This window comes from Sphingomonas sp. NPDC092440 (assembly GCF_044754985.1).
GTDB lineage: Bacteria > Pseudomonadota > Alphaproteobacteria > Sphingomonadales > Sphingomonadaceae > Sphingomonas.
This window is the reverse complement of the sequence record NZ_JBIVQA010000010.1, coordinates 1-21,320: the sequence shown is the minus strand read 5'-3', so window position 1 is coordinate 21,320 and position 21,320 is coordinate 1. Positions and strand designations below refer to the sequence as shown.

Annotated in this window: 23 protein-coding genes; 15 read left to right on the top strand and 8 right to left on the bottom strand. The window is 69.1% G+C overall.

The features are described 5' to 3' along the window. Positions 1-66 precede the first annotated feature (66 nt). The 3 genes from ACIQCS_RS17005 to ACIQCS_RS16995 all read right to left on the bottom strand — a co-directional run bounded on the left by ACIQCS_RS17005 (position 67) and on the right by ACIQCS_RS16995 (position 3,245). Positions 67-1,041, bottom strand: coding sequence for a quinone oxidoreductase (locus ACIQCS_RS17005; RefSeq protein ID WP_345848173.1), 975 nt, complete (start codon positions 1,039-1,041; stop codon positions 67-69). A 14-nt stretch (positions 1,042-1,055) separates the two neighbouring features. Beyond that, positions 1,056-2,828 (bottom strand): SLC13 family permease, encoded by a 1,773-nt coding sequence (locus ACIQCS_RS17000; protein WP_345848174.1) that lies wholly within the window; start codon positions 2,826-2,828, stop codon positions 1,056-1,058. Between the two features lie 204 nt (positions 2,829-3,032). Further along, positions 3,033-3,245, bottom strand: coding sequence for a hypothetical protein (locus tag ACIQCS_RS16995; protein WP_179188372.1), 213 nt, complete (start codon positions 3,243-3,245; stop codon positions 3,033-3,035). 158 nt (positions 3,246-3,403) lie between these two features. Here ACIQCS_RS16995 and ACIQCS_RS16990 point away from each other — a divergent pair, with 158 nt between their 5' ends. Beyond that, complete coding sequence (locus ACIQCS_RS16990) at positions 3,404-3,589, top strand: hypothetical protein (protein WP_345848175.1); 186 nt, start codon at positions 3,404-3,406, stop codon at positions 3,587-3,589. Positions 3,590-3,617: 28 nt separating this feature from the next. Here the strand turns inward: ACIQCS_RS16990 and ACIQCS_RS16985 are convergent, their stop codons facing one another. After that, on the bottom strand, positions 3,618-4,238 hold the full coding sequence (locus ACIQCS_RS16985) for a S24 family peptidase (RefSeq protein ID WP_345848177.1): 621 nt from the start codon (positions 4,236-4,238) through the stop codon (positions 3,618-3,620). A 94-nt stretch (positions 4,239-4,332) separates the two neighbouring features. On the opposite strand from ACIQCS_RS16985, the gene ACIQCS_RS16980 reads away from it, so the two are divergent. Together ACIQCS_RS16980 and ACIQCS_RS16975 are read left to right on the top strand one after the other, a co-directional pair. Further along, positions 4,333-4,530 carry a hypothetical protein gene (locus ACIQCS_RS16980; protein ID WP_345848179.1) on the top strand — a complete coding sequence of 66 codons (198 nt, stop codon included), beginning with the start codon at positions 4,333-4,335 and terminating at the stop codon, positions 4,528-4,530. After that, positions 4,527-4,844 (top strand): hypothetical protein, encoded by a 318-nt coding sequence (locus ACIQCS_RS16975; RefSeq protein ID WP_345848181.1) that lies wholly within the window; start codon positions 4,527-4,529, stop codon positions 4,842-4,844. The genes ACIQCS_RS16980 and ACIQCS_RS16975 overlap by 4 nt, the downstream gene beginning before the upstream one ends. A gap of 66 nt (positions 4,845-4,910) precedes the next feature. Here ACIQCS_RS16975 and ACIQCS_RS16970 read toward each other — a convergent pair whose 3' ends face one another. After that, positions 4,911-6,005: a hypothetical protein gene (locus ACIQCS_RS16970; protein WP_345848182.1), complete on the bottom strand. Its 1,095-nt coding sequence runs from the start codon at positions 6,003-6,005 to the stop codon at positions 4,911-4,913. After that, positions 6,002-7,246: a TIGR04063 family PEP-CTERM/XrtA system glycosyltransferase gene (locus tag ACIQCS_RS16965; protein ID WP_345848184.1), complete on the bottom strand. Its 1,245-nt coding sequence runs from the start codon at positions 7,244-7,246 to the stop codon at positions 6,002-6,004. Before ACIQCS_RS16965 ends, ACIQCS_RS16970 begins: the two co-directional genes overlap by 4 nt. 87 nt (positions 7,247-7,333) lie before the next feature. Between ACIQCS_RS16965 and ACIQCS_RS16960 the strand changes: the two genes are divergently transcribed. The 9 genes from ACIQCS_RS16960 (at position 7,334) to ACIQCS_RS16920 (ending at position 15,063) form a co-directional block, all read left to right on the top strand. Then, positions 7,334-7,486, top strand: a complete 153-nt coding sequence (locus tag ACIQCS_RS16960; protein ID WP_171012629.1) for a hypothetical protein — start codon at positions 7,334-7,336, stop codon at positions 7,484-7,486. Next, positions 7,479-8,831 carry a putative O-glycosylation ligase, exosortase A system-associated gene (locus tag ACIQCS_RS16955; RefSeq protein WP_345848185.1) on the top strand — a complete coding sequence of 451 codons (1,353 nt, stop codon included), beginning with the start codon at positions 7,479-7,481 and terminating at the stop codon, positions 8,829-8,831. The genes ACIQCS_RS16960 and ACIQCS_RS16955 overlap by 8 nt, the downstream gene beginning before the upstream one ends. Further along, entirely contained in the window at positions 8,828-9,916 is a 1,089-nt protein-coding gene (locus tag ACIQCS_RS16950; RefSeq protein ID WP_345848187.1) for an acyltransferase, read from the top strand. The genes ACIQCS_RS16955 and ACIQCS_RS16950 overlap by 4 nt, the downstream gene beginning before the upstream one ends. Before the next feature lie 153 nt (positions 9,917-10,069). Further along, the gene (locus ACIQCS_RS16945; protein ID WP_345848189.1) at positions 10,070-11,089 is read left to right on the top strand and encodes a DNA topoisomerase IB; all 1,020 of its coding nucleotides are present in this window, start codon (positions 10,070-10,072) and stop codon (positions 11,087-11,089) included. Beyond that, positions 11,086-12,234 (top strand): mechanosensitive ion channel domain-containing protein, encoded by a 1,149-nt coding sequence (locus ACIQCS_RS16940; RefSeq protein WP_345848191.1) that lies wholly within the window; start codon positions 11,086-11,088, stop codon positions 12,232-12,234. Before ACIQCS_RS16945 ends, ACIQCS_RS16940 begins: the two co-directional genes overlap by 4 nt. A gap of 36 nt (positions 12,235-12,270) precedes the next feature. Continuing rightward, the gene (locus tag ACIQCS_RS16935; protein WP_401531359.1) at positions 12,271-12,648 is read left to right on the top strand and encodes a VOC family protein; all 378 of its coding nucleotides are present in this window, start codon (positions 12,271-12,273) and stop codon (positions 12,646-12,648) included. Between the two features lie 218 nt (positions 12,649-12,866). Beyond that, the gene (locus ACIQCS_RS16930) at positions 12,867-13,322 is read left to right on the top strand and encodes a MaoC family dehydratase (protein ID WP_345848194.1); all 456 of its coding nucleotides are present in this window, start codon (positions 12,867-12,869) and stop codon (positions 13,320-13,322) included. Next, a complete protein-coding gene (locus ACIQCS_RS16925) occupies positions 13,319-13,870 on the top strand; it encodes a carboxymuconolactone decarboxylase family protein (protein WP_345848197.1) in 552 nt (183 codons plus the stop codon). The genes ACIQCS_RS16930 and ACIQCS_RS16925 overlap by 4 nt, the downstream gene beginning before the upstream one ends. Positions 13,871-13,884: 14 nt before the next feature. Further along, complete coding sequence (locus ACIQCS_RS16920; protein WP_294053094.1) at positions 13,885-15,063, top strand: acetyl-CoA C-acyltransferase; 1,179 nt, start codon at positions 13,885-13,887, stop codon at positions 15,061-15,063. Between the two features lie 341 nt (positions 15,064-15,404). Here ACIQCS_RS16920 and ACIQCS_RS16915 read toward each other — a convergent pair whose 3' ends face one another. Further along, positions 15,405-15,884 carry a hypothetical protein gene (locus ACIQCS_RS16915; RefSeq protein WP_345848200.1) on the bottom strand — a complete coding sequence of 160 codons (480 nt, stop codon included), beginning with the start codon at positions 15,882-15,884 and terminating at the stop codon, positions 15,405-15,407. Positions 15,885-16,125: 241 nt separating this feature from the next. Here ACIQCS_RS16915 and ACIQCS_RS16910 point away from each other — a divergent pair, with 241 nt between their 5' ends. Then, positions 16,126-17,076 carry a glucokinase gene (locus ACIQCS_RS16910; protein ID WP_345848202.1) on the top strand — a complete coding sequence of 317 codons (951 nt, stop codon included), beginning with the start codon at positions 16,126-16,128 and terminating at the stop codon, positions 17,074-17,076. Between the two features lie 77 nt (positions 17,077-17,153). After that, positions 17,154-17,528 (top strand): YkvA family protein, encoded by a 375-nt coding sequence (locus ACIQCS_RS16905; RefSeq protein WP_280278993.1) that lies wholly within the window; start codon positions 17,154-17,156, stop codon positions 17,526-17,528. A gap of 285 nt (positions 17,529-17,813) precedes the next feature. Here the strand turns inward: ACIQCS_RS16905 and ACIQCS_RS16900 are convergent, their stop codons facing one another. Next, complete coding sequence (locus tag ACIQCS_RS16900; protein ID WP_345848204.1) at positions 17,814-19,061, bottom strand: polyhydroxyalkanoate depolymerase; 1,248 nt, start codon at positions 19,059-19,061, stop codon at positions 17,814-17,816. A gap of 274 nt (positions 19,062-19,335) precedes the next feature. On the opposite strand from ACIQCS_RS16900, the gene ACIQCS_RS16895 reads away from it, so the two are divergent. Beyond that, positions 19,336-21,135, top strand: a complete 1,800-nt coding sequence (locus tag ACIQCS_RS16895) for an ABC transporter transmembrane domain-containing protein (protein ID WP_345848206.1) — start codon at positions 19,336-19,338, stop codon at positions 21,133-21,135. Positions 21,136-21,320: the final 185 nt, after the last annotated feature.

Below are 21,320 nucleotides of genomic sequence, written 5' to 3'. Positions count from 1 at the left end.
TCCTCCCTCTCCCCGCAAGCGGAGAGAGGGAGATCATCGGGAAGCCCCAGTATAGCCTCCCCTCTCTCAGGGCAGCAGGATCGTCGATCCCGTCGTCCGGCCCGCCTCCAGCGCCCGGTGGGCCTCGGCCGCGTCTTCCAGCGCGAACCGCTGGTTGACGTCCACCCGCACCGCGCCCGAGCGCAGCATCTGGAACAGCCGGGCGCTGCCCGCGGCGCGCTCCTCCGGCGTCACATAATAGTCGAACATCGTCGGCCGGGTCACGTAGAGCGAGCCCGCCCGGGCCAGCGCGCCCAGCGCCACGCCCTCCACCGGCCCGCTGGCATTGCCGAAACTCACCACCAGCCCGCGCCGCCGGGCCGACGCCAGCGACGCCTCCCAGGTCGCCTTGCCGACGCCGTCGAGCACCACTTCCACGCCCGCGCCGCCGGTGATCTCGCGCACCCGCGCCGCGATGTCGTCCTCGCGCGCGAGCAGCACATGGTCCGCCCCCGCCGCGCGCGCCGGCGCGACCTTGTCGCCATGCCCCACCGTCGCGATCACCGTCGCGCCGATCGCCTTCAGCCAGCGCACGGCGATCTGCCCCACGCCGCCCGCCGCGGCATGGACGAGCACCGTCCAGCCGGGCTCGACCCGGGCGCAGCGCTCGACCAGGAACTCCACCGTGCCGCCCTTGAGCAGGGCCGCCGCCGCAGTCTCGTCGCCGATATCGTCGGGCAGCGCGAACAGGATCTTCGCCGGCACGTTGCGCGCGGTCGCATAGGCGCCCAGCCCCGGCCCGAAGGTCGCCACCCGGTCGCCGACCGCGAAGTCGGTCACGCCCTCGCCCACCGCCTCGACCACGCCCGCCGCCTCGCCGCCCAGCCCGCTCGGCAGCGGCACCGGGTACAGGCCCGAGCGGTGATAGGTGTCGATGAAATTGAGCCCCACCGCGGTGTTGCGCATCCGCACTTCGCCCGGGCCCGGCGGCGCCAGCGCGACATCGCTCCACCCGATCACCTCGGGCCCGCCCGTCCGCTCGATCCGCGCCATCCGTTCCATCTGTGCGACTCCCGTCAGAATACCGGCCATACCCATAGGATCAGCGGCGTCCCCACCACCAGCACCAACACCGAAAGCGGCGCACCCAGCCGGGCATAGTCGCCGAACCGATAGCCCCCCGGCCCCATCACCAGCGTGTTGCACTGATGGCCGATCGGCGTGAGGAAGTCGCAGCCCGCGCCCACCGCGGTCGCCATCAGGAACGCCTCGGGGCGATAGCCGAGCTGCCCCGCGAAAGTGGCGGCGATCGGCGCCATCACCAGCACGGTCGCGGCGTTGTTGAGGAACGGTGTCACCGCCATCGCCGCCGCCAGGATCAGCGCCACCGCGCCCCAGGGCGGCAGCGTCGCGGCGAGCTGCCCCAGCCAGTCGCCGATGATCTGGCTCGCGCCCGTGGTCCGCAGCGAATCGGAGACCGGGATCAGCGCGCCCAGCATCACCAGGATCGGCCATTCGATATGGTCGTACGCCTCGCGCACCGGCAGCGCGCCGAGCAGGATGGTGAGCCCGGCGGCCGCGAAGAAGGCCACCGCCACCGGCACATAGCCGAGTGCGGTCGCCGCCATCGCCGCGGCCAGGATGGCGACGGGCAGCAGCCCCTTGCGGGCACTGCCCAGCCGCAGCGTCCGCTGGGCGAGCGGCAGGCAGCCCAGCTCGCCCAGCCGCTCGAACAGCAGCTCGAGCGGGCCCTGCAGCACGATCACGTCGCCCGCCTGCAGCACGATCGCGCCCAGCCGGCTCGCCAGCCGCTCGCCCTGGCGCGAGACGGCGATCAGGTTCACGCCGAAGCGCTCGTGCAGGCCCAGCCGCCCGGCGCTGCGCCCGATCAGCGGGCTGTCGGTGCCGATCACCGCCTCGATCACCCCCACCTCGCCCTCGGCGCCCTCCGGCCGCTCGCGCTGCGAGCCCTCCAGCTCCAGCCGGTCGCCGGCGATCACGCGCTCCAGGCTGTCGGGCGCGCCGGTGAGGATCAGCCGGTCCTCGGCCCGCAGCGCCGTGTCGGGAAAAGGCGTCGCGCGGATGCCGGCGCGCAGGATCGCGGTGACCGTCACTTCCTGGTCGTGGCGCGCGCGAAACGCGGCGACGGTCTCGTCCACCGCCGGCGATCCGGCGGGAATCTCCGCCTCGGTCACATAGTCCTGGATGTCGATCGCCTCGCCCAGGGTCGGCGCGGCCCGCCGGTCGCGCGGCAGCAGCCGATAGGCGAAGCGCAGGAAGACCAGCCCCATCAGCGTCAGCCCCAGCCCGACCGGCGCATAGTCGAACATGCCGAAGGGCTGCCCGGTCATCTCCTCGCGCACGCGGCTGACGATGATGTTGGGCGAAGTGCCGATCAGCGTGATCAGCCCGCCGAGCAGCGAGGCGAAGGACATCGGCATCAGATAGACGGCGGGCGAGGTGTTCGAGCGCTTCGCCATCTGGAAGGCGACCGGCATCATCATCGCCAGCGCCCCGATATTCTTGACCAGGGCCGAGGCGAAGCCGACCGAGGCGCAGAGCAGCAGCAGCTGCGAGCGGATCCGCGTCACCCGCCGCTGCAGCACCAGCATCGCGCGCTCGATCACGCCCGAGCGCTGCACCGCACCCGAGAGCACGAGCGCGCTGGCGACGATGATCACGATGTCGTCGGAAAAGCCGGTAAAGGCCTGTTTGGGGCTGACGATGCCCAGCGCCAGCGCGGCGAGCAGCGCGATCACCGCGACCATGTCGTAGCGGAAACGCCCCCAGATGAAGAGCAGCATCATGCCGGCGAGCACGCCGACGGAAAGCAATTGGGGCGCGTTCATCGCGCAAGGAACGCCGCGCGATGGTTTCGGGTCCGTGCCAGGTAATTCCTCCCCGAGCTCGCCTCGGGGAGGGGGACCGTTCGCGTCAGCGAATGGTGGAGGGGCCGCCGGCGAAGTCGGCGGTGTGCCACCGCCGCCCCTCCACCACGCCGCTTCGCGTCGCGGTCCCCCTCCCCCAGACAAGCTGGGGGAGGACCTGGATCGTCAGTGCACCGTCCCCACCGCGCGGCCGACCGACATCAGCACGATCAGCCGCTCGATCTGGCGCCAGCGGCAGAAATGGATGTGGTTGCCAAGGTCGCGGCTGCGGTCGGCAAGTGCCGCCGCCTCGCTGCCGGCAAGCTCGCCGAACCGGGCGATGAGTTCGTTGGCGTCGGCGATTTCGCGGCGATCGCCGAGATAAGGCATCATGTCCATGCGCGTGCGGAATCACGCATCGTGCCAGTTTCGCGGAACGCCCCGCTTCGCGCGCCATGCGATGCTGAATTTCCGCTAACCATGCCGGAATCGCCGTATCGCCTGCCCCGGTTCGGCACAGGTGGCGTCCCGGCCCGGGACGTGGCAGAGGGGCGATCATGACCAAGACCCCCTCCAAGACGCCGATGGCCGGCGGCTTCCTGCTCGCGCTCAGCCTGATCGTCGGCGTGTTCGCCGGCATCGCCCGCGGCGAGGCCTCGTTCGGCTTCGTCGTCGGCCTGGGCGTCGGCATCGCGCTGCTGATCGCGGTGTGGCTGGTCGATCGGATGCGGACGGGGCGGTAGTTCGGGCCCTCCTTCCGAAGAGAGAGGATCAGATCGCCCGGCCCAGCCAGGCCACCCGCCCCACCACGTCGACCAGCGCCGCCGGCACGATCCGCGCTTCCCAGGCCGGATTGTCCGAGATCACTTCGATCCCGCCCACGCCCGCGCGCAGCCGCTTCACCATCAGCTCGCCGTCGAGCCGGATCACGAACACCCCGCCCCGCCCCTCGATCCGGCGGCGATCGCGGTCCACCAGTATCTCGTCGCCGTCCTCCAGCGTCGGCGCCATCGAATCGCCCTTCACCCGGATCATCGAGGCGGCCTCGGCGCGCACGCCCAGCGCGCGCAGCAATTCAGGCGCGAAGCTCCCCGGCCGCCGCCGCGCCTCGCCCTCCACCAGGCCGCCGGGGCCGGCCGAAGCGCCGACGTCGAGCCGCGCCACCGCGACCATCCCCGCCGCCTCGGGCCCGCCCAGCCGCGCCTCGGCTACCCCGAAATAGCGCGCGAGCAACGCGCGATCCGCCTCCGCCAGCAACCGCGGCGTGCCGCGCACCAGATATTGCTGGAGATAGGCCAGATTGCGCCCGAGCAGCCGCGAAAGCTCGGAAAGGCTCGCGCCATTCTCCGCCACCAGCGCCGCCAGCGCGGCTCGTTGCGCCTCGGGTCCCATAGTGTCTCCATACCCGTAGGATTTTTCCTAGACAAGTAGGAAATAGAGAACAAATTAGGAACGATCTTGAGCGAATCGGACGGGAGACAAGCGGATGTCGGTACATCGCAAGATCGAGAAATTCCTTCGGGCGACGGACATGCCGCCCACCAAGTTCGGCCGGCTGGCGGTGCGCGATCCGCGCTTCGTGCTCGACCTGCGCCGCGGCCGGGAACCCGGCCCACGCATCGTCGCGCGGGTCGAGGCGTTCCTGGCCGCCCAGCAGCCCCCGCGGCGCGAGGCCGGGCAATGAGCCGCGGCCCCGATGCGGAAACGCTGCTCCGCCGTGCGCTGGAGGCGAGCGCGGAAGCGGCGGGCTGCCCGGTCGCGCTGGTCGAGTCGGACTGGACGCGCTGGGCCAGCGCCACCTTCACCGGCGCGCGCCACCTCTTCGCGCTCGCCGCCCCGCCCTCGGGGGCGTTCGATGCCTGGATCGCCGGCCTGCCCGATGCGGAACTGCGCCTGCGCGGCCATCTGGTGGCGGACCTGGCAGTCGAGCATGTCCGCCGCACGGACGATCGGGTGACGGTCTCGCTCGAGGTGCTGACGGTGGAGGAAGGGCGGTGAGCATTCACCCAGGATATGTCCTCCCCGCGAAAGCGGGGATGCCGAAAGAGACGATCCGGTGCGGTATCAGGCCGTCCGGCGTGCCAGGTTGCGCAGCGTGACCAGCGCCTCTTCCAGCCCGCGCTCCTGCTGCTTCGGCTGCGGCTGGGCCGCGGGCGCCAGGCCCTTGTCGGCCACGCCGCGCTCCAGCCGCTCGAGCAGCGCATGGATCGAGGCATCGGTCTCCGGCCGCATGATCCGCTCGCGCGGGGGCAGCGGCGTCGGGGCTTCGGCGGCGGGTTCCGGCACGGGGCGGCGCACCGCCGGGGTCAGCTCGAAGATCTCGAACCGCTCGCTCTCGTCGAAGATCGACGGGCGCGGCGTGCGGCGCAGCGGGGCGAGCGGCACCGGCGCGGGCTTGGGCACGGCCGGAATCGCCTGCGGATCGAAGGCCGAGAGCGGCTGGTCGAAATCGGCCGGCAGGTCCTGCTCGGCAAGCGGCTGGGAGCCGCGCGCGTGGATGTCGCGACTTTCGGGACCTTCCGGCGCCGCGGCGGCCGGCTCGGGAGCGGGAATCGGGGCCCCCGTGGCGTAAACTTCGGAAACTTCCGGCGCCGCGATCACGGGCGCGGTGGTCATCGCCGGCGGCGGCACCGGGGCCGCGGCGGCGGGCCCGGGCGCCTGCACCACCGGCTCCGGCGCCTTGGGCGGCGTGATCGTGCGCGGCGGGAAGATCGCGTCGAAATCGATATGCTCGTCCTCGGGCGCGGCCGGCGCGGGCGCGGCGGCACGGATCTCGAGGAACGGCCGGCCCAGGTCGCGAGTGGCGAGCAGCGGCGGGCGCGGCGGCGCATCGGGATGCGCATCGGCGCGGCGGAGCACCGGCAGCGGCACCTCTTCCGGGTCGAGCGCGACGCCTTCCGCCTCGCCGATGGTCAGCCCGCGCGAGCCGAGCAGGATGAAGGCGGAGAGCCACATGAACGCGCCGACGAACGCCCCGGTGCCCAGCGCCACCGCAAGGCGGGCAGTGGTGCCCAGCGGCGGCTCGGCCGCGGCGAGGATGGAGGGAAGACCGGAATCCATCACCAGCGCCTCGAGCGCGGGCACGGGGATCATCGCCACGCCAAGCGCGGCAAGCCCCCCCGCGACCGCGGCGATCAAGGGCGCCAGCGGCAGGTTCATGCGCTCACCATGGGCGTGTGCGACCACGAGTCTTCCATGGCCCCGATCTTGGCGAGTCTTTGGTAAACGGAGTCATAACGGCCGACATTGATCGCCCAGCTGCGCTCCGCCTCGACAAAGGCACGGCCGCGCTCGCGCCGCGCGTCCCATCCGTCGCGCTCGGCGAAGAGCCGGGCCACGGCCTGGGCGAGCGCTACGGGATCGTCGGGCCGGAACAGCGTGCCGGTATCGCCGTCGCGGATCAGCTCGCGGTGCCCGCCCACGTCCGATGCCGCGACCAGCCGGCGCTGCGCCATCGCCTCGAGCGGCTTCAGCGGCGTCACCAGGTCGGTGAGGCGCATATGCTTGCGCGGATAGACGAGCACGTCGATCACGCTGTAGTAACGCTCGACCTGCTGGTGCGGCACCCGGCCGACGAAATGGATGCGATCGGCGACCGGCGAGGCCGCCGCCTGCGCGGTCAGCGCCGCGTCGCACGGCCCGCCGCCGACCAGCACCAGGTGCAGCTTCGGCCGCGCGGCGACCAATGCGGGCATCGCGTCGATCAGCACGTCGAGCCCCTCATAGTCGTAGAAGCTGCCGATGAAGCCGATCGTCTCGGCACCCTCGATCCCCAGCTCCCTGGCCAGCGCCCGGTCATAAGACAGGGGTTCGCCGAACAGCCCCAGGTCGACGCCGTTGGGCGAGATCAGGATCTTGCCCGGATCGATCCCGCCCCGGGCGACCAGATCGTTCTTCAGCCCTTCGCAGATCACTGCCACGGCATCGGCCCTGCGCACCGCCCTGGTCTCCAGCCAGCGGATCGCCCGGTATTTCCAGCTGCCCTCGGTCCCGGTGCCGTTGCCCACGGCCGCGTCTTCCCAGAAGGCGCGGATCTCATAGACCAGCGGCAGGCCGAGCCGGTCGGCCACGCGCTGCGCCGCCATCGCGCCCAGCACCGGCGAATGGGCGTGCAGCACGTCCGGCCGCCACCGGCGCGCCACCGCTTCGATCCGCCGCGCGAACGCCGCGACCTCGCGCAGCTCGCCGATCACCGGCGGCCCGGAATTCACCCGCGGCGTCCGGTAGAAGCGGATGCCGTCGATCGTCTCCTCGTCGGTGTCGAACTTGCCATGGCGCGGGCTGGTCACGGCGGCGACTTCCCAGCCGCGCGCCATCTGTGCCTTCAGGATCGCGCGGGTCCGGAACGTATAGCCGCTGTGCAGCGGCAGGCCGTGATCGAGGATATGGAGGATCCGCATGGCCGCGCATTGGCACAGGAGCACTTAACGCCGCGTCAACCGCATCCCGCTACACCGGCGGTTCGAAGCAGGAGCGCCGACGGGCACATGATCGACAATCTATCGCTCGCGATCTCGCACGGGCTGATGCTGCTCGCGGCCTTCCTGCTGCTGCGCCGCCCCGATCTGGACCATGAACCCGGCCCCGGCGACCAGCCGTCCAAGGCCAAGCCCAGCCGATGGGGCAAGCCCGGTGCGTGATCTCGTCTTCGTCGCCTTCCTGCTGGCCTTTTTCGGGATGGGCTTCCGCAAGCCGTTCCTCTTCGTGCTCGTCTACGCCTATATCGACATCGTCTCGCCGCAGCGGCTCACCTATCTCCTGCTCAACTCGGTGCCGATCTCGCTGATCGCGGTGGGCCTGTCGGTGCTCGGCTGGCTGGCGATCGACGACAAGCGCGACGTGCGCGTCGCGCCGCGCCAGCTGATGATCGTCCTGCTGCTCGCCTATTGCTTCTACACCACCAGGAACGCCGACTTCAAAGTCGAGGCCCTGGACAAATGGGACTGGGTCTGGAAGGCGCTCGCCTTCGCCGCCTTCCTGCCGCTGACCCTGCGCACCAAGCTGCGCATCGAGAGCCTGTTGCTGTTCATGATCCTCTCCGCCGCGTCGATCATCATCGTCGGCGGGATCAAGACGCTCGGCTCGGGCGGCGGCTATGGCGAGCTGAACCTGATGGTCGCCAATAATTCGGGCCTGTACGAAGGCTCGACCATCTCCACCGTCGCGATCGCGATCATCCCGCTGATCGTGTGGTTCATGCGGTTTGGAACCATCTTCCCGCCCGACTGGAAGGTGAAGGGCTTCTGCGCCGCCCTCATCTTCGCCTGCCTGCTGATCCCGATCGGCACCTCGACGCGCACCGGCCTGCTCTGCATCGGCCTGGTCGCGCTGCTGATGCTCCGCGACACCAGGCGCAAGTTCGTCTATCTGGCCGCGCTCGGCTGCCTCGGCCTCGTCGCCGTGCCTTTCCTGCCCTCGGCCTTCACCGAGCGCATGGGCACGATCAAGACCTACAAGGCCGATGCCTCGGCCTCCACCCGCCTCGCCGTGTGGCAATGGACGATGGACTATGCCAAGACCCATCCGATGGGCGGCGGGTTCGAGGCCTATCGCCAGAACCATATCCGCTACGAGAAGGTAGCCGTGGAGAGCGACGGCGCCGGCCAGGCCACCGTCGGCCGCAGCCTCGAGGTGGACAAGGCCCGCGCCTATCACAGCGCCTATTTCGAGATGCTCGGCGAGCAGGGCTATCCCGGCCTGGCGCTGTGGCTGACGATCAACCTGCTCGGCATCTTCCGCATGGAAGTGCTGCGCCAGCGCTATCGCAAGCCCGAGCCGGGGCAGGAATGGGTCGCGCCGCTCGCCTCGGCGCTGCAGACCGCGCACATCGTCTACATGCTGGGGGCCACTTTCATCGCCATCGCCTTCCAGCCCTTTGTCTACATGCTGATCGGCGCCCAGATCGGGCTCGACACCTATATGGCCCGCAAGCGCGAGGAGGCGAGCTGGCGGCCGCTGCGCAAGGCAAGGCCGGCGCTGGCATGAAGGACGCGCAAGCCAGGGAGGAACTCCGGGCGCTGACCAGCGTCCGCGGCATCGCGGCCTGGTTCGTGGTGTTCTTCCATATCCGCTTCGCATTGGGCCTGCCCGATCCGGAGCTGCACCTGCTCGCCAAGGGCTATCTGGCAGTCGACTTCTTCTTCCTGCTCTCCGGCTTCGTCATCTGGATGACCTGGAGCGAGCGCATCCGCGCCGGCGGGCCGGCCGCGGTGCCGGGCTTCCTGCGGCGGCGGGTCGCCCGGGTCTGGCCGCTGCACCTGTTCATGCTCGGGGTCGGCGTGGCGATCGCGGCGGCGCTGGAGCTCACCGGGCGGGGCAGCGACCAATTCCCCTGGCACGAGCTGCCGCTCCACGTGCTGCTGCTCCAGAACTGGGGCTTCACCGGGCATCTGACCTGGAACGATCCGGCCTGGTCGATCTCGTGCGAGCTGGCCGCCTATCTGCTCTTCCCGCTGCTCGCCCTCGCGATCGACTGGCGGCGCGTGCCCAGCTGGGCGGTGATCGCCGCCCTCGCCGCGCTGCTCGGCCTGCTCCACGCGATCTTTGCCAGCCGCGGCGCCTGGGCGCTCGGCCAGGAGATCACCAGCCTCGGCCTGGTCCGCTGCGTGATCGAGTTCGCCGCCGGCACCGCAATCGCCGCGCTCTGGCTGCGCTGGCGCGAACGGTGGCACGCGCCCGCGCTGGCCGCCGCCGCGCTTGCCCTCGCCTTGGCCGCCGGCTGGGCGCTGGGCCTGCCCGAGACCCTCGCCGCGCCCGCCACCTTCGCCGCGCTGCTGCTGGCACTGGGGCTCACCGCCGCGCGCCGCGGCAATCCGCTCGAGGCGGGCTGGATCCATTATCTGGGCGAGATCAGCTATGCGACCTATCTCTCCCACTATCTCCTCTGGTTCGCGTTCAAGCTCGCCTTTGTCGAGAACGAGCATGCCGTGCCCTGGCCGCTGGTCGGCGGCTTCCTGCTGCTGGTGCTGCTCGCCTCGATCGCGCTCTACCATCTGGTCGAGCGGCCGGCGCAGCGCTGGGTGAACGCCGCCCGGCTCCCCCGGAGCGCGCCGAAACGGGCGCTGCGCTAGGTTGGGGACCATTTCCGTCATCCCCGCCGGCGCAGGGGTGACGGTTGAAGGAATGACCGGGATGACGGCTGGGGGAACATGAGTCCCCAACCTGGCCCCGCGCCCGGAACGAAGCGAAAGGCCGCGCATTGACCGGGCATCGCGAGGAGGACCATGCCCGAACCCGAGATCGTCTATGTCGACGACCAGCAGCCCGGCATCACCCGGCGCAAGGTGCGCCACGGCTGGGGCTATTGGGACAGCGACGGCACGCGCATCGGCGATCGCGACACGATCGACCGGCTGAACGCGATCGGCCTGCCCCCGGCCTATGCGGATGCCTGGTTCTGCCCGGATCCGCACGGCCATATCCAGGCGACCGGCCATGACGAGAAGGGCCGCAAGCAATATCGCTACCACACCGCCTTCCGCGAGGCGCAGGAGGCCGCGAAATATGATCGCTGCGCCGATTTCGGAGCGCACCTGGCCAAGCTCCGCGCCCGGGTGGCGCACGATCTCGGCCTGCGCGGCCTGTGCCGGGAGAAGGCGATCGCCGCCGTGGTGCGCCTGCTCGATCTCGGCAGCATCCGCGTGGGCAACGAACAATATGTCCAGGCGAACAGGAGCTTCGGCGCCACCACGCTCCGCAAGCGCCACGCCCGGGTGAAGGGCCGCACGCTCCGCCTCCAGTTCCGCGCCAAGTCGGGCAAGCTGCGGGTGCTGACGATCACCGACGGCTCGCTCAGCCGTTTCGTCCGGAAATGCCAGGACCTGCCCGGGCAGCACCTGTTCCGCTGGCTCGACGAGGCGGGGGAAGCGCACCCGGTCACCTCGACCGACGTCAACGCCTATATCCGCGCGGCCATGGCCGAGGATTTCACCGCCAAGCATTTCCGCACCTGGGGCGCCAGCGTGCTCGCCTTCCGCGCATTGGCCGGCGCGCGCGCGCATCTCGGCCTCAAGGCGATGCTCGAGCCGGTGACCGAGGCGCTGGGCAACACGCCCGCCATCGCCCGCAAATCCTATGTCCATCCCGCGCTGGTCGATCTCGCCAAGGATCGCGAGGCGCAGGCGGCGTGGCGCGCCGCTCTCCGCTTGCCCCGCGCCACGCGCTGGCTCAATCGTTACGAACGCGGCCTGATCGCCTTTCTCGACGATCTCGCCGCGCACCAACAGCCCCGAAAGGCCGCATGATCATCAACCGCACCGCCACCGGCTTCCCGCAGAGCGAGGACCTCCAGATCCAGGCCGAGGTCTTCGCCAATGACAGCTGGACATGGGCCCAGTCGCACTGGCTCCAGATCCTGATCGCCACCGGCATCGCCATCGCGGTGTTCTTCCTGCTCCAGGCGATCAAGGGCTGGGGCGCGCGGGTGTGCAAGAAGGGCGAGGGCGTGGCCAACTGGTACGCGGTCATCGGCCGCGCAGTCGCCAAGACCGGCAATTTCTTCATCCTCATGGCTTCGATCCGGCTGGTCACCGGCTATGCCGGTCCCCCGCGCATGGTCGAGAGCACGGTCGAGTTCCTCTTCACCATCTCGGCCGCCTTCCAGTGCGCGATCTGGCTGCGCGAGCTGATCTTCGGCGCGATCGAGCACAGGACCAGCGCCGACAATTATCACGGCTCCGGCCTGGCCAGCGCGCTCGGCATCATCCGCATCCTGATCACCGTGGTGCTGTTCGCCATTGCAGCGGTGATGGTGCTCGGCAATCTGGGCGTCAACGTCACCGGCCTGATCGCCGGCCTCGGCGTCGGCGGCATCGCCATCGGCCTCGCCGCCCAGGGCATCTTTGCCAATCTCTTCGCGGCATTGACCATCATCTTCGACCGCCCTTTCCGCGTCGGCGACAAGATCCGCTTCGATCGCAACAGCGGCACCGTGGTGTCGATCGGCCTGATGAGCACGCGCATCCGCTCCTTCATCGGCGAGGAGCTGGTCTTCTCGAACAAGCAGCTGCTCGACAAGCTGATCGAGAATCTCTCGCTGCGCCACCACACCCGCACCAAGCTGCCGATCGGCGTCGCCTATGAAACTCCCGTCGAGAAGCTCGAGGCGCTGCCGGCGATGTTCCGGGAGATCGTCGAGCAGGCCGGCGGCACGCTCTCGCGCGCCAGCACCGAAGGCTTCGGCGCCAGCTCGATCGATTTCGTGATCGAGTTCGACGTCGAGGGCGACGACGTGCCGCACGCCCAGATCGTGCGCGACAGGATCATGTTCGCGATCCTGCGCCGGTTCGCCGCCGAGGGCATCTCGATCCCCTACCCGACCCAGACCAGCTATACCGCCGCGCCCGACGGCAGGTTCGTCCTCCCCTATCCGGAGGGCGCGAAGGCCTGAGCGCCCGCGCCGGTGACAATCTGGAGTGAAGATCCCATGCTCAAGGACCATAGCAGCCACGCGATCCTCCCCTGCCGGGACATCGCCATCGCCAAGGCCTTCTACACCGGCACGCTCGGCCTGCCGCTGGCCGCGGATCATGGCGAGGTGTTCCTGCTCCGCACCGGCACCACGCTGCTCAACGTCTATCGCAGCGACTTCGCCGGCACCAACCAGGCCAATGCGGTCGTCTTCGACGTGCACGACGACCTGGAGGCGATCGCCGCCGATCTGCGCGCCAAGGGCGTGCGGCTGGAGGAATATCCGGGCGGCTTCGACCGGGTGGAGGACGGCGTCCATATAATCGGCGATTTCCGCGCGATCTGGTTCAAGGATCCCGACGGCAACATCCTCCACGCCAACAGCGGCGGGTGACCGTCTGGGCTTCGGGGACGCCGGTTCTCCGGCTTGAACCGACTCGGGAACACCCATTTTCGAATATCAGGTTTGCACGCGCCCTATCCCGTCGCGGCGTTTCGACCCTGGCCGACGCTACGTAAGCCGCGAATTTCAAATTTCCGGTCGGCTGAGGCTTGCGGGAGCCACCGCCTCGCCACTAGATGGGCGCAGAACAGGGCGAGAGGACTGCTATCTTGGCGACGATCACCGTGCAGGAGATGGCCGAGAGCATCGGCACCGAACGCGTTTCCGACTGGGTGGAAGTCACCCAGGCGATGATCGACCAGTTCGCCGAAGCGACCGGCGACCATCAGTTCATCCATGTCGATCCCGTGCGCGCCGCGCAGACGCCGTTCGGCGGCACCATTGCCCATGGTTTCCTGACGCTCTCGCTGATGCCGATGCTCGCCGCGCGCACCGATGCGCCGGCGATCGCGGGCGCGAAGATGGGCGTCAATTATGGCGGCAACAAAGTCCGTTTCATGCAGCCGGTACGCTCGGGCAAGCGCGTCCGCGGCCGTTTCAAGCTGCTGAAGTTCACCGAGCGCAAGCCCGGCGTCTGGGAACAGGTCCAGGAATATGCGCTCGAGGTCGAAGGCGAGGCGAAGCCCGCGCTGATCGCCGAGTGGATCGCGCTGGTGTATGTATGAGCGGCACGCGCATCGCTCCCCTCGAAAGGCCGTTCCCGCCCGCGTTCGATGCCCAGATGCAGGCGCTAATGCGCGGTGCCGAGCCGCTGCGGCTGTTCACCACGCTGGCGAAATCGGAGCGTGCCTGGACGAAATTCTCGGCCGGCTCGCTGCTCGACCGCGACGGCCCGCTCCCGCTGCGGCAGCGTGAGATCGTCATTCACCGCACGACGGCGCGATGCGGCTGCGAATATGAGTGGGGCGTCCATGCGGCGATTTTCGCGGCGGCCGTGGCGCTGGACGCGGCCCAGCTCCACGCCACGGTGCACGGCCCCGCCGACGCCCCGATCTGGAGCCCCGCGGAGCGCGTGCTCCTCGCCACGGTCGATGCCCTGCTCGATGATCGCCGGCTGGGCGACGGCGCCTGGGCCGACCTCAAGGCGCATTTCAGCGACGAGCAGGCATTCGAGATCGTCCAGCTCGTCGCTTTCTACCACGGCGTGGCGCTCATCTGCGGCGCGCTCGATCTTCCACTCGAAACCCAAGCGGCACGCTTTCCCGCCGCCTGAAGGAGAATAAGCCCATGTCTCGCTCCGCAGTCATCGTCTCCACCGCCCGCACCGGCATCGGCCGCGCCTATCGCGGCGCGTTCAACGCCACGCCGGCGCCGACGCTCGGCGCGCATTCGATCAAGGCCGCAGTCGAGCGCGCCGGCATCGATCCGGCGGAAGTACAGGACGTCGTGTTCGGCGCCGCGCTCCAGCAGGGCAGCCAGGCCGGCAACATCGCGCGCACCGCGCTGCTGCGCGCCGGCCTGCCCGTCACCGTCGCCGGCATGTCGGTCGATCGCCAGTGCGCCTCGGGCCTGATGGCGATCGCGACGGCCGCGAAGGAGATCATCGTCGACAATATGGACATCGCCATCGGCGGCGGCGTCGAATCGATCAGCCTGGTCCAGACCCCGCAGATGCGCGTCGAGCCCGATCGCGAGCTGCTCGCAATGCATGGCGACATCTACATGCCGATGCTGCAGACCGCCGAAGTGGTCGCCGCCCGCTACGGCATCGGCCGCGACCGCTGCGACGCCTATGCCCTCCAGTCGCAGCAGCGGACCGCCGCCGCGCAGGCCGCGGGCAAGTTCGACGACGAGATCGTGCCGGTCACCGCGACGATGAACGTGGTCAACAAGGAGACCAAGGAAGTCTCCCAGAAGGAGATCACGCTCGCCAAGGACGAGGGCAACCGCCCCGAGACCACGCTCGAGGGCCTGCAGTCGCTCCAGCCGGTGCTGCCGAACGGCACCGTCACCGCCGGCAACGCCTCGCAGCTGTCGGACGGGTCCTCGGCCAGCGTGCTGATGGAGGAGAAGGTGGCGGAGAAGCGCGGCCTCACGCCGCTCGGCCGCTATGTCGGCATGGCCGTCGCCGGCACCAAGCCGGACGAGATGGGCATCGGCCCGGTCTTCGCGATCCCGAAGCTGCTCGAGCGCTACAACCTCAAGATGGACGATATCGGCCTGTGGGAGCTGAACGAGGCGTTCGCGGTGCAGGTACTCTATTGCCAGGACCAGCTGGGCATCCCGAACGAGCTGCTCAACGTCAATGGCGGCGCGATCTCGATCGGCCATCCCTATGGCATGTCGGGCGCCCGCATGACCGGCCATGCGCTGATCGAAGGCAAGCGCCGCGGCGCGAAATATGTCGTCGTCACCATGTGCATCGGCGGCGGCATGGGCGCGGCCGGCCTGTTCGAGGTGCTGTGATCGCCCTTCGTTGAAGAAGGGCACCTGCAATGCTATAGAGGTGTTGCAAGCGTCATTGGGTTCGTCCCGTTGATATGGGCCTCGGTCGTGCCAGCGACCGGGGCCCAAATCGTTCGGGGCCCGGCTGCCAGACCGAGCCCCTCCCGTCGTGCTTACTTGGAGCGCGCCACCTCGACGACCTTGAGGATCAAGGTCGCAAAGGCGAACAACGCCGCAAGGATCAGGCACAATTCGGCAAGCGACATTATGCATTCTCCGTTGATGGCGGCGGGATTGCCGCCGCGCCGGAGCCTACACGTGGCGCGGTGGCGTGCGCCGAGACTGGCCCGTAACGGACGCGTCTACCGAACCCGGTTGAAATAGTTCGTCCGCATCACCGGCTTGCCGTCCGCGCCGATATAGCCGGCGGTCTCGATCATGGTCTTCCCGTCCGGCGCGACCGTGTAGATCCGCGTCGAGGCGGGAACGCCGCCCTTGCCCAGCACCATCACCAGCACATTGGGCGCCGGCAGCTTGACCGCCGCGATATCGGCTTCCGGGCTGCCCTCCACCACATAGGGCGTGCCGTCGGGCGTATAGGTGCCGGCCGTATGGTTCTCATAATCCTTGCCGATGATGTCGACCCTGGTCTGCCACCGGCCGTCGGCCAGCGCGCCATAGGTGATCGTCACGCTCTTCGGCCGCGCCTCGGGCGGCATGGGCAGGCGCTCGAGATCGACCGCCCAGCTGCCGAGCAGCGGCGATGGCGGCGCCTGCTGGGCCAGGGCAGGCGCGGCATGGCTCAGGCCGGCCGCCAGCAGAATCGCGAAAAACGCCTTCATCCATCTCTCTCCCATAGTGGATCCGGCGAGAGGATATGCCGAAGGTCGACGCGCAGTCCTGCTGTAACTCCCATGTAACGATGTAAATCCGGCTGTAACAAAGCCGCTTGCATGGGCGGCCCTGTTCGTTTTACGCTCTGACAACGCTGCCAATCGTAATCTTGTTGCTCATACGACAACGGCTATCGATAGCGGCATCCGGACCTCGCAAAGCGGGGCCGACAGGACAGGGGGTGCGCCCATGGGCGAAGACTTGGCGTTGGTGGCCGATATCGGCCGCCAGTCGGTGCGATTTGGGCTGACCGGCGGCGAAGCCGGGCCGGCACCGCGCGACATCCGCCGCTTCTCGACCAGCGAGCATCCGACCTTCACCAGCGCCTTGGTTTCCTATCTTAGCGGGCTTGGCCTGCAGGATGCGCGATTGCCGAGCGTGCTGGCAGTGGCCGGCGCGGCGCGCGGCGACCTGATCAACCTGACCGGCAGCCGCTGGTATATCTCGCTCTCCGGCGTCGAGGCGGTGCTGCGCGCGCCGCCCCGCGCGCTCAACGAATGCGCCGCCAATGCGCTGGCGCTCACCACCCTGCCGCCCAGCGCCTTCACCGCGCTGCACGGCCCCCCGCCCCGCGCCGTCGAGCCCGGCGGCAACTATGTGGTGATCGGCACCGGCACCGGGCTTGGCGTCGCCGCGCTGATCAGCGCGGGCGGGCGGCTCGTCCCGGTGCAGAGCGAGGCCGGTCACATCGCCTTCGCGGCCGAGACGGCGAACGAGCGCAAGTTCGCCGAATTCTGCCGCGTGCGCGGCCATGCGCTCGACGTGGAGGCGCTGGTCAGCGCACCTGGACTGTGCCTCGCCTATGCGGCGTTGTCGGGGGGCACCAAGGTGGCTTCGCCCGAGGACGTCACGCGCGGCGCCGCGCGCGATCCGGTCGCGGCGGCGGTGGTGCGCATGTTCGTCGAGCATCTCGGCGCCTTTGCCGGGGATCTCGCGCTCGCATTCGGGGCCTGGGACGGCATCTATCTCACCGGCGCGATCAGCCGCGCCCTCCACCCCCATCTCATGGACCCCGGCTTCCGTCGCCGGATGGAGAGCAAGGCCGTGTTCCGCCGCCAGCTGGCCGAAGTCCCGGTAGCGCTGGTCAACCGCAACGATCTCGAGCTGATCGGCGCGGCGGCAGCCTATGGGAACGCCTGACGCCGCCCGCCCCGCGAGGTTGCCCCACGCGACGGATGGCGCTTGACGCTGGGGGCCGCCCGAGCCACCCCATCCCCATGACCGGCCCCTCGCTAGCGCACCGCATCCGCACCGAAGCGCACGCCATCTGGTTCGCGGTGCGCGATCCGCGCACGCCGTTGATCGCCAAGCTGGTGGGCGTGCTGGTCGCCGCCTATGCGCTGTCGCCGATCGACCTGATTCCGGATTTCATCCCCGTCCTCGGCCTTGTCGACGATGCGATCGTCATTCCGATCGGCGTCTGGCTGTTCGAGAAGCTGATCCCGCCCGCGCTCCTCGCCGAGCACCGCGCCCGCGCCGAGATCGAGACGCAGCGGCCGGTGAGCTGGCCCGGCGTGCTGATCATCCTGGCGATCTGGGCAAGCGTGGCGTGGCTGATCTGGAGCGTGGTCGCGACCAGCGAGTATAATTAGGCAAGCGTCGCCCCGAGCCCCGGGTTGGGGACTCAATCAGCAAACCGCGTCATCCCCGCGAAAGCGGGGACCCGTCTCGTGCGCTCTCCGCAAATACGCCGGTGAAGATTGCGGCACGTCCGGGAGATGGGTCCCCGCTTTCGCGGGGATGACGAGAGAGGAACATGAGTCCTCAACCCCGTCGTCATCCCGGCCTCGAGCCGGGATCCCGCTTCTTCTTCCCTCCGCAAGCCAGTGGGGGCCCGGCTCAAGGCCGGGCGACGAAAGAAGAATTGAGCCCTCAACCTAAGCGGAATGCGCCGTCATCCACTGCTCCAGGATCGGCGCGATGCGGTTGCGCCATTTGGAGCCGTTGAAGATGCCGTAATGACCCACGCCCTCGGCAAGGTGATAATGCTTCATCTCCTCGGGCAGCGCAGTCGCGATGGTCAGCGCCGCCTTGGTCTGGCCGATGCCCGAGATATCGTCCTTCTCGCCCTCGATCGCGAGGATCGCCACGTCGCGGATCGCCGCCGGATCCACCTTGCGCCCGCGATGCGTCATCGTGCCCCGGGGCAGCGCATGCGCCTGGAACACCGTGTCGATGGTCTGGAGGTAGAATTCGGCGGTCATGTCGCAGACCGAGCGATATTCCTCGTAGAACTTCATCGTCGCCTCGGCGCTCTCGTCGTCGCCCTGGACGAGATGCTTGAACATCTCCCAGTGCGAGATCATGTGGTTGCCGAGGTTCATCGTCATGAAGCCCGCGAGCTGCAGGAAGCCCGGATAGACCTTCCGCCCCGCGCCGGCATAGCTCATCGGCACGGTCGCGATGACATTCTGCTCGAACCAGCTGAACGGCCGCTCGGTGGCGAGCGTGTTCACCGCGGTCGGCGCTTCGCGCGTGTCGATCGGGCCGCCCATCATGGTGAGCGTCGCCGGACGGTTCGGATGCGCGTCGGCGCTCATCACCGCCACCGCGGCATAGGCCGGCACCGAGGGCTGGCACACCGCCAGCACGTGCGGCCGCGGATCGCCGTCCTTGCCGATAAAGGCGAGGAACTCGACCAGGTAATCGATATAGTCGTCCAGGTCGAAGCGACCGTGCGCGAGCGACACCAGCTTCGCGTCGCGCCAGTCGGTGATGTAGATGTCCGCCACCGGCAGCATCCGCTCGACCGTGCCGCGCAGCAGCGTGGCATAATGGCCGGACATCGGCGCGACGATCAGCAGCTTGGGACCGCCCGCCACGCGCGCGCCGTCTTCAGTGGTGCGCACGAAGCGCTTGAGCTGGCCGAACGGCTTGCGCAGCACCACTTCCTCATGGACGGCGGCCTGCCGGCCATCGATCACCGTGCGATCGAGCCCGAATTCCGGCTTGCCGCGCGGCGCGGAGGCATGCGCGAACACCTCGAGCGCCGAGGCGAGCACCGGCCCGCCGCCGAAATAGGCGAACGGATTGGCAGGGTTGTTCAGCAGGCCGGCGGAAAAATTGGCCAGCGCGCTCGCACCTGCGAGAAGCGAGCGCTGGATCTCATAAGCGTCGTACAGCATTGCGTCCCTTCCGCCGTCCCCCTCCCCAAAAACGGCGGCGGCTATGTTAGCGTTATAGGCGAGCCGTGCTGCGGCGCAACGTCAGGCGAGGCCGTAATGCGACGGAACGATGCCCCGCGCCCATACCGCAACCACGAAATTCCGGCCGGCATCCGGCTAAGCCCCTCTGCATGCACGACGAACTGGCCGTTCCGGAATTCCTGTGGATATCCGGCCGCCCCGTCCCGGCAAAGGACGGTTCCCCTCTCTCTCCAATCGCGCTAGTCCGCCGCGCATGGCCGAACCCGTCCCGCCTGCGCCCGCGCTTCCCCCGTCCGATGGGGCGCAGCGGCGCAAGATCTCCAATCTCCTGGTCGTGTGGGGCTTCACGCGGCGCTATCCGCTTCAGCTGCTGGTCGCGATCGTCGCGCTGGTCGGCTCGTCGCTGACGACGCTGCTGATCCCCCGCACCTTCCAGAAGATCGTCGACCATGGCTTCGCCGCCGGGGCGGACACCAGCCGGATCGGCATCTATTTCCAGGGGCTGCTGCTCGTCGTCGTGGCGCTGGCGGCGTTCACCGCGGTCCGCTTCTATTTCGTCTCCTGGCTGGCCGAGCGCACCGTCGCCGACCTGCGCATGGCGGTGCACCGCAACCTGCTCCGCCTCCCGCCCAAATGGTTCGAGGAGAACCGCCCGTCCGAGATCGCCTCGCGCCTCACCGCGGACACCGCGATCGTCGAGCAGGTGGTCGGCTCCACTGTCTCGATCGCGCTCAGGAACCTGCTCACCGGCGCGGGCGGCGTCATCTACCTCTTCGCGCTCGCGCCCAAGATCGCCGCCTATCTCGTCGTCGGCATCCCGGTCACCATCCTGCCGATCGTCTGGCTGGGCAGCCGGGTGCGGCAATTCTCGCGCACCAGCCAGGACCGGGTGGCCGATGTCGGCGCGATCGCTTCCGAGACGCTGGGCGCGATGCGCATCGTCCAGGCCTTCGGGCAGGAGCAGCGCGAGGCCGAGCGCTTCCAGGGCGCCGTCACCCGCACCTTCGAGGCGGGCAAGCGCCGCTTCGGCCTGCGCGCGATCATGACGGCGCTGGTGATCGGCTCGCTGTTCACGGCGATCACGCTGATCGTATGGGCCGCGGTGGCCGATGTCGCCGCCGGCCGGCTCTCGGGCGGATCGATCATGGCGTTCGTCCTCACCGCCGGCCTCGTCACCGGCTCGTTCGGCGCGCTCACCGAAGTCTATGGCGACCTGCTGCGGGCCTCGGGCGCGGCCAGCCGCCTTGCCGAGCTGCTTCATCAGGAGCCCGACATCGCGGCTCCGGCCAGCCCCGTGCCGCTTCCCCAGCCGCCCCGGGGCGCGCTCGCCTTCGACCGAGTCACTTTCCGCTATCCCACCCGTCCGGACAGCGCCGCGCTCACCGACTTCTCGCTCGACGTCCGCCCCGGCGAGACGGTGGCGGTGGTCGGCCCCTCGGGTGCCGGCAAGTCGACGCTCTTCCAGCTGCTCCAGCGCTTCTACGATCCCGATGCCGGCGAAGTCCGTGTCGACGGCGTACCGGTCCGGGCAGCCGATCCGGCCGATATCCGCGCGCGCATGGCGATGGTGCCGCAGGAGACGGTGATCTTCGGCGCCTCGGCCCGCGACAATCTGCGCTACGGCGCCTGGGATGCCACCGACGACCAGATCTGGGCCGCCGCCGGCGCCGCCAATGCCGCCGATTTCCTGCGCGACTTGCCCCAGGGGCTCGACACCTTCCTCGGCGAAGGCGGCGCGCGCCTGTCCGGCGGCCAGCGCCAGCGCGTCGCCATCGCCCGCGCGCTGCTCCGCGACGCCCCCATCCTGCTGCTCGACGAAGCCACCTCCGCGCTCGATGCCGAGAGCGAGCGCCTCGTCCAGGACGCGCTCGAGCGGCTGATGGCGAACCGCACCACGCTCGTCATCGCCCATCGCCTCGCCACGGTGCGCGCCGCCGGCCGGATCATCGTGATGGACGAGGGCCGCATCGTCGAGACCGGCAGCCATGCCGAGCTGGTCGCGAAGGGCGGCCTCTACGCCCGGCTGGCCGCGCTGCAGTTTCACGAAGCCTGACCCGCGCCAGGGCGAGAACCCAAACAGGTCCTTGAAACCCACCCGTCATCCCCGCGCAGGCGGGGATGACGGAGTTTGCTGATTGAGTCGTGACCCTAGGTTGAGAACCTATATATCTGTTTGAGTTATTGTCGTAATATGTGTGGTAGATGAGTTTGGCGGAGGGGATGGATGTCACGTCATCT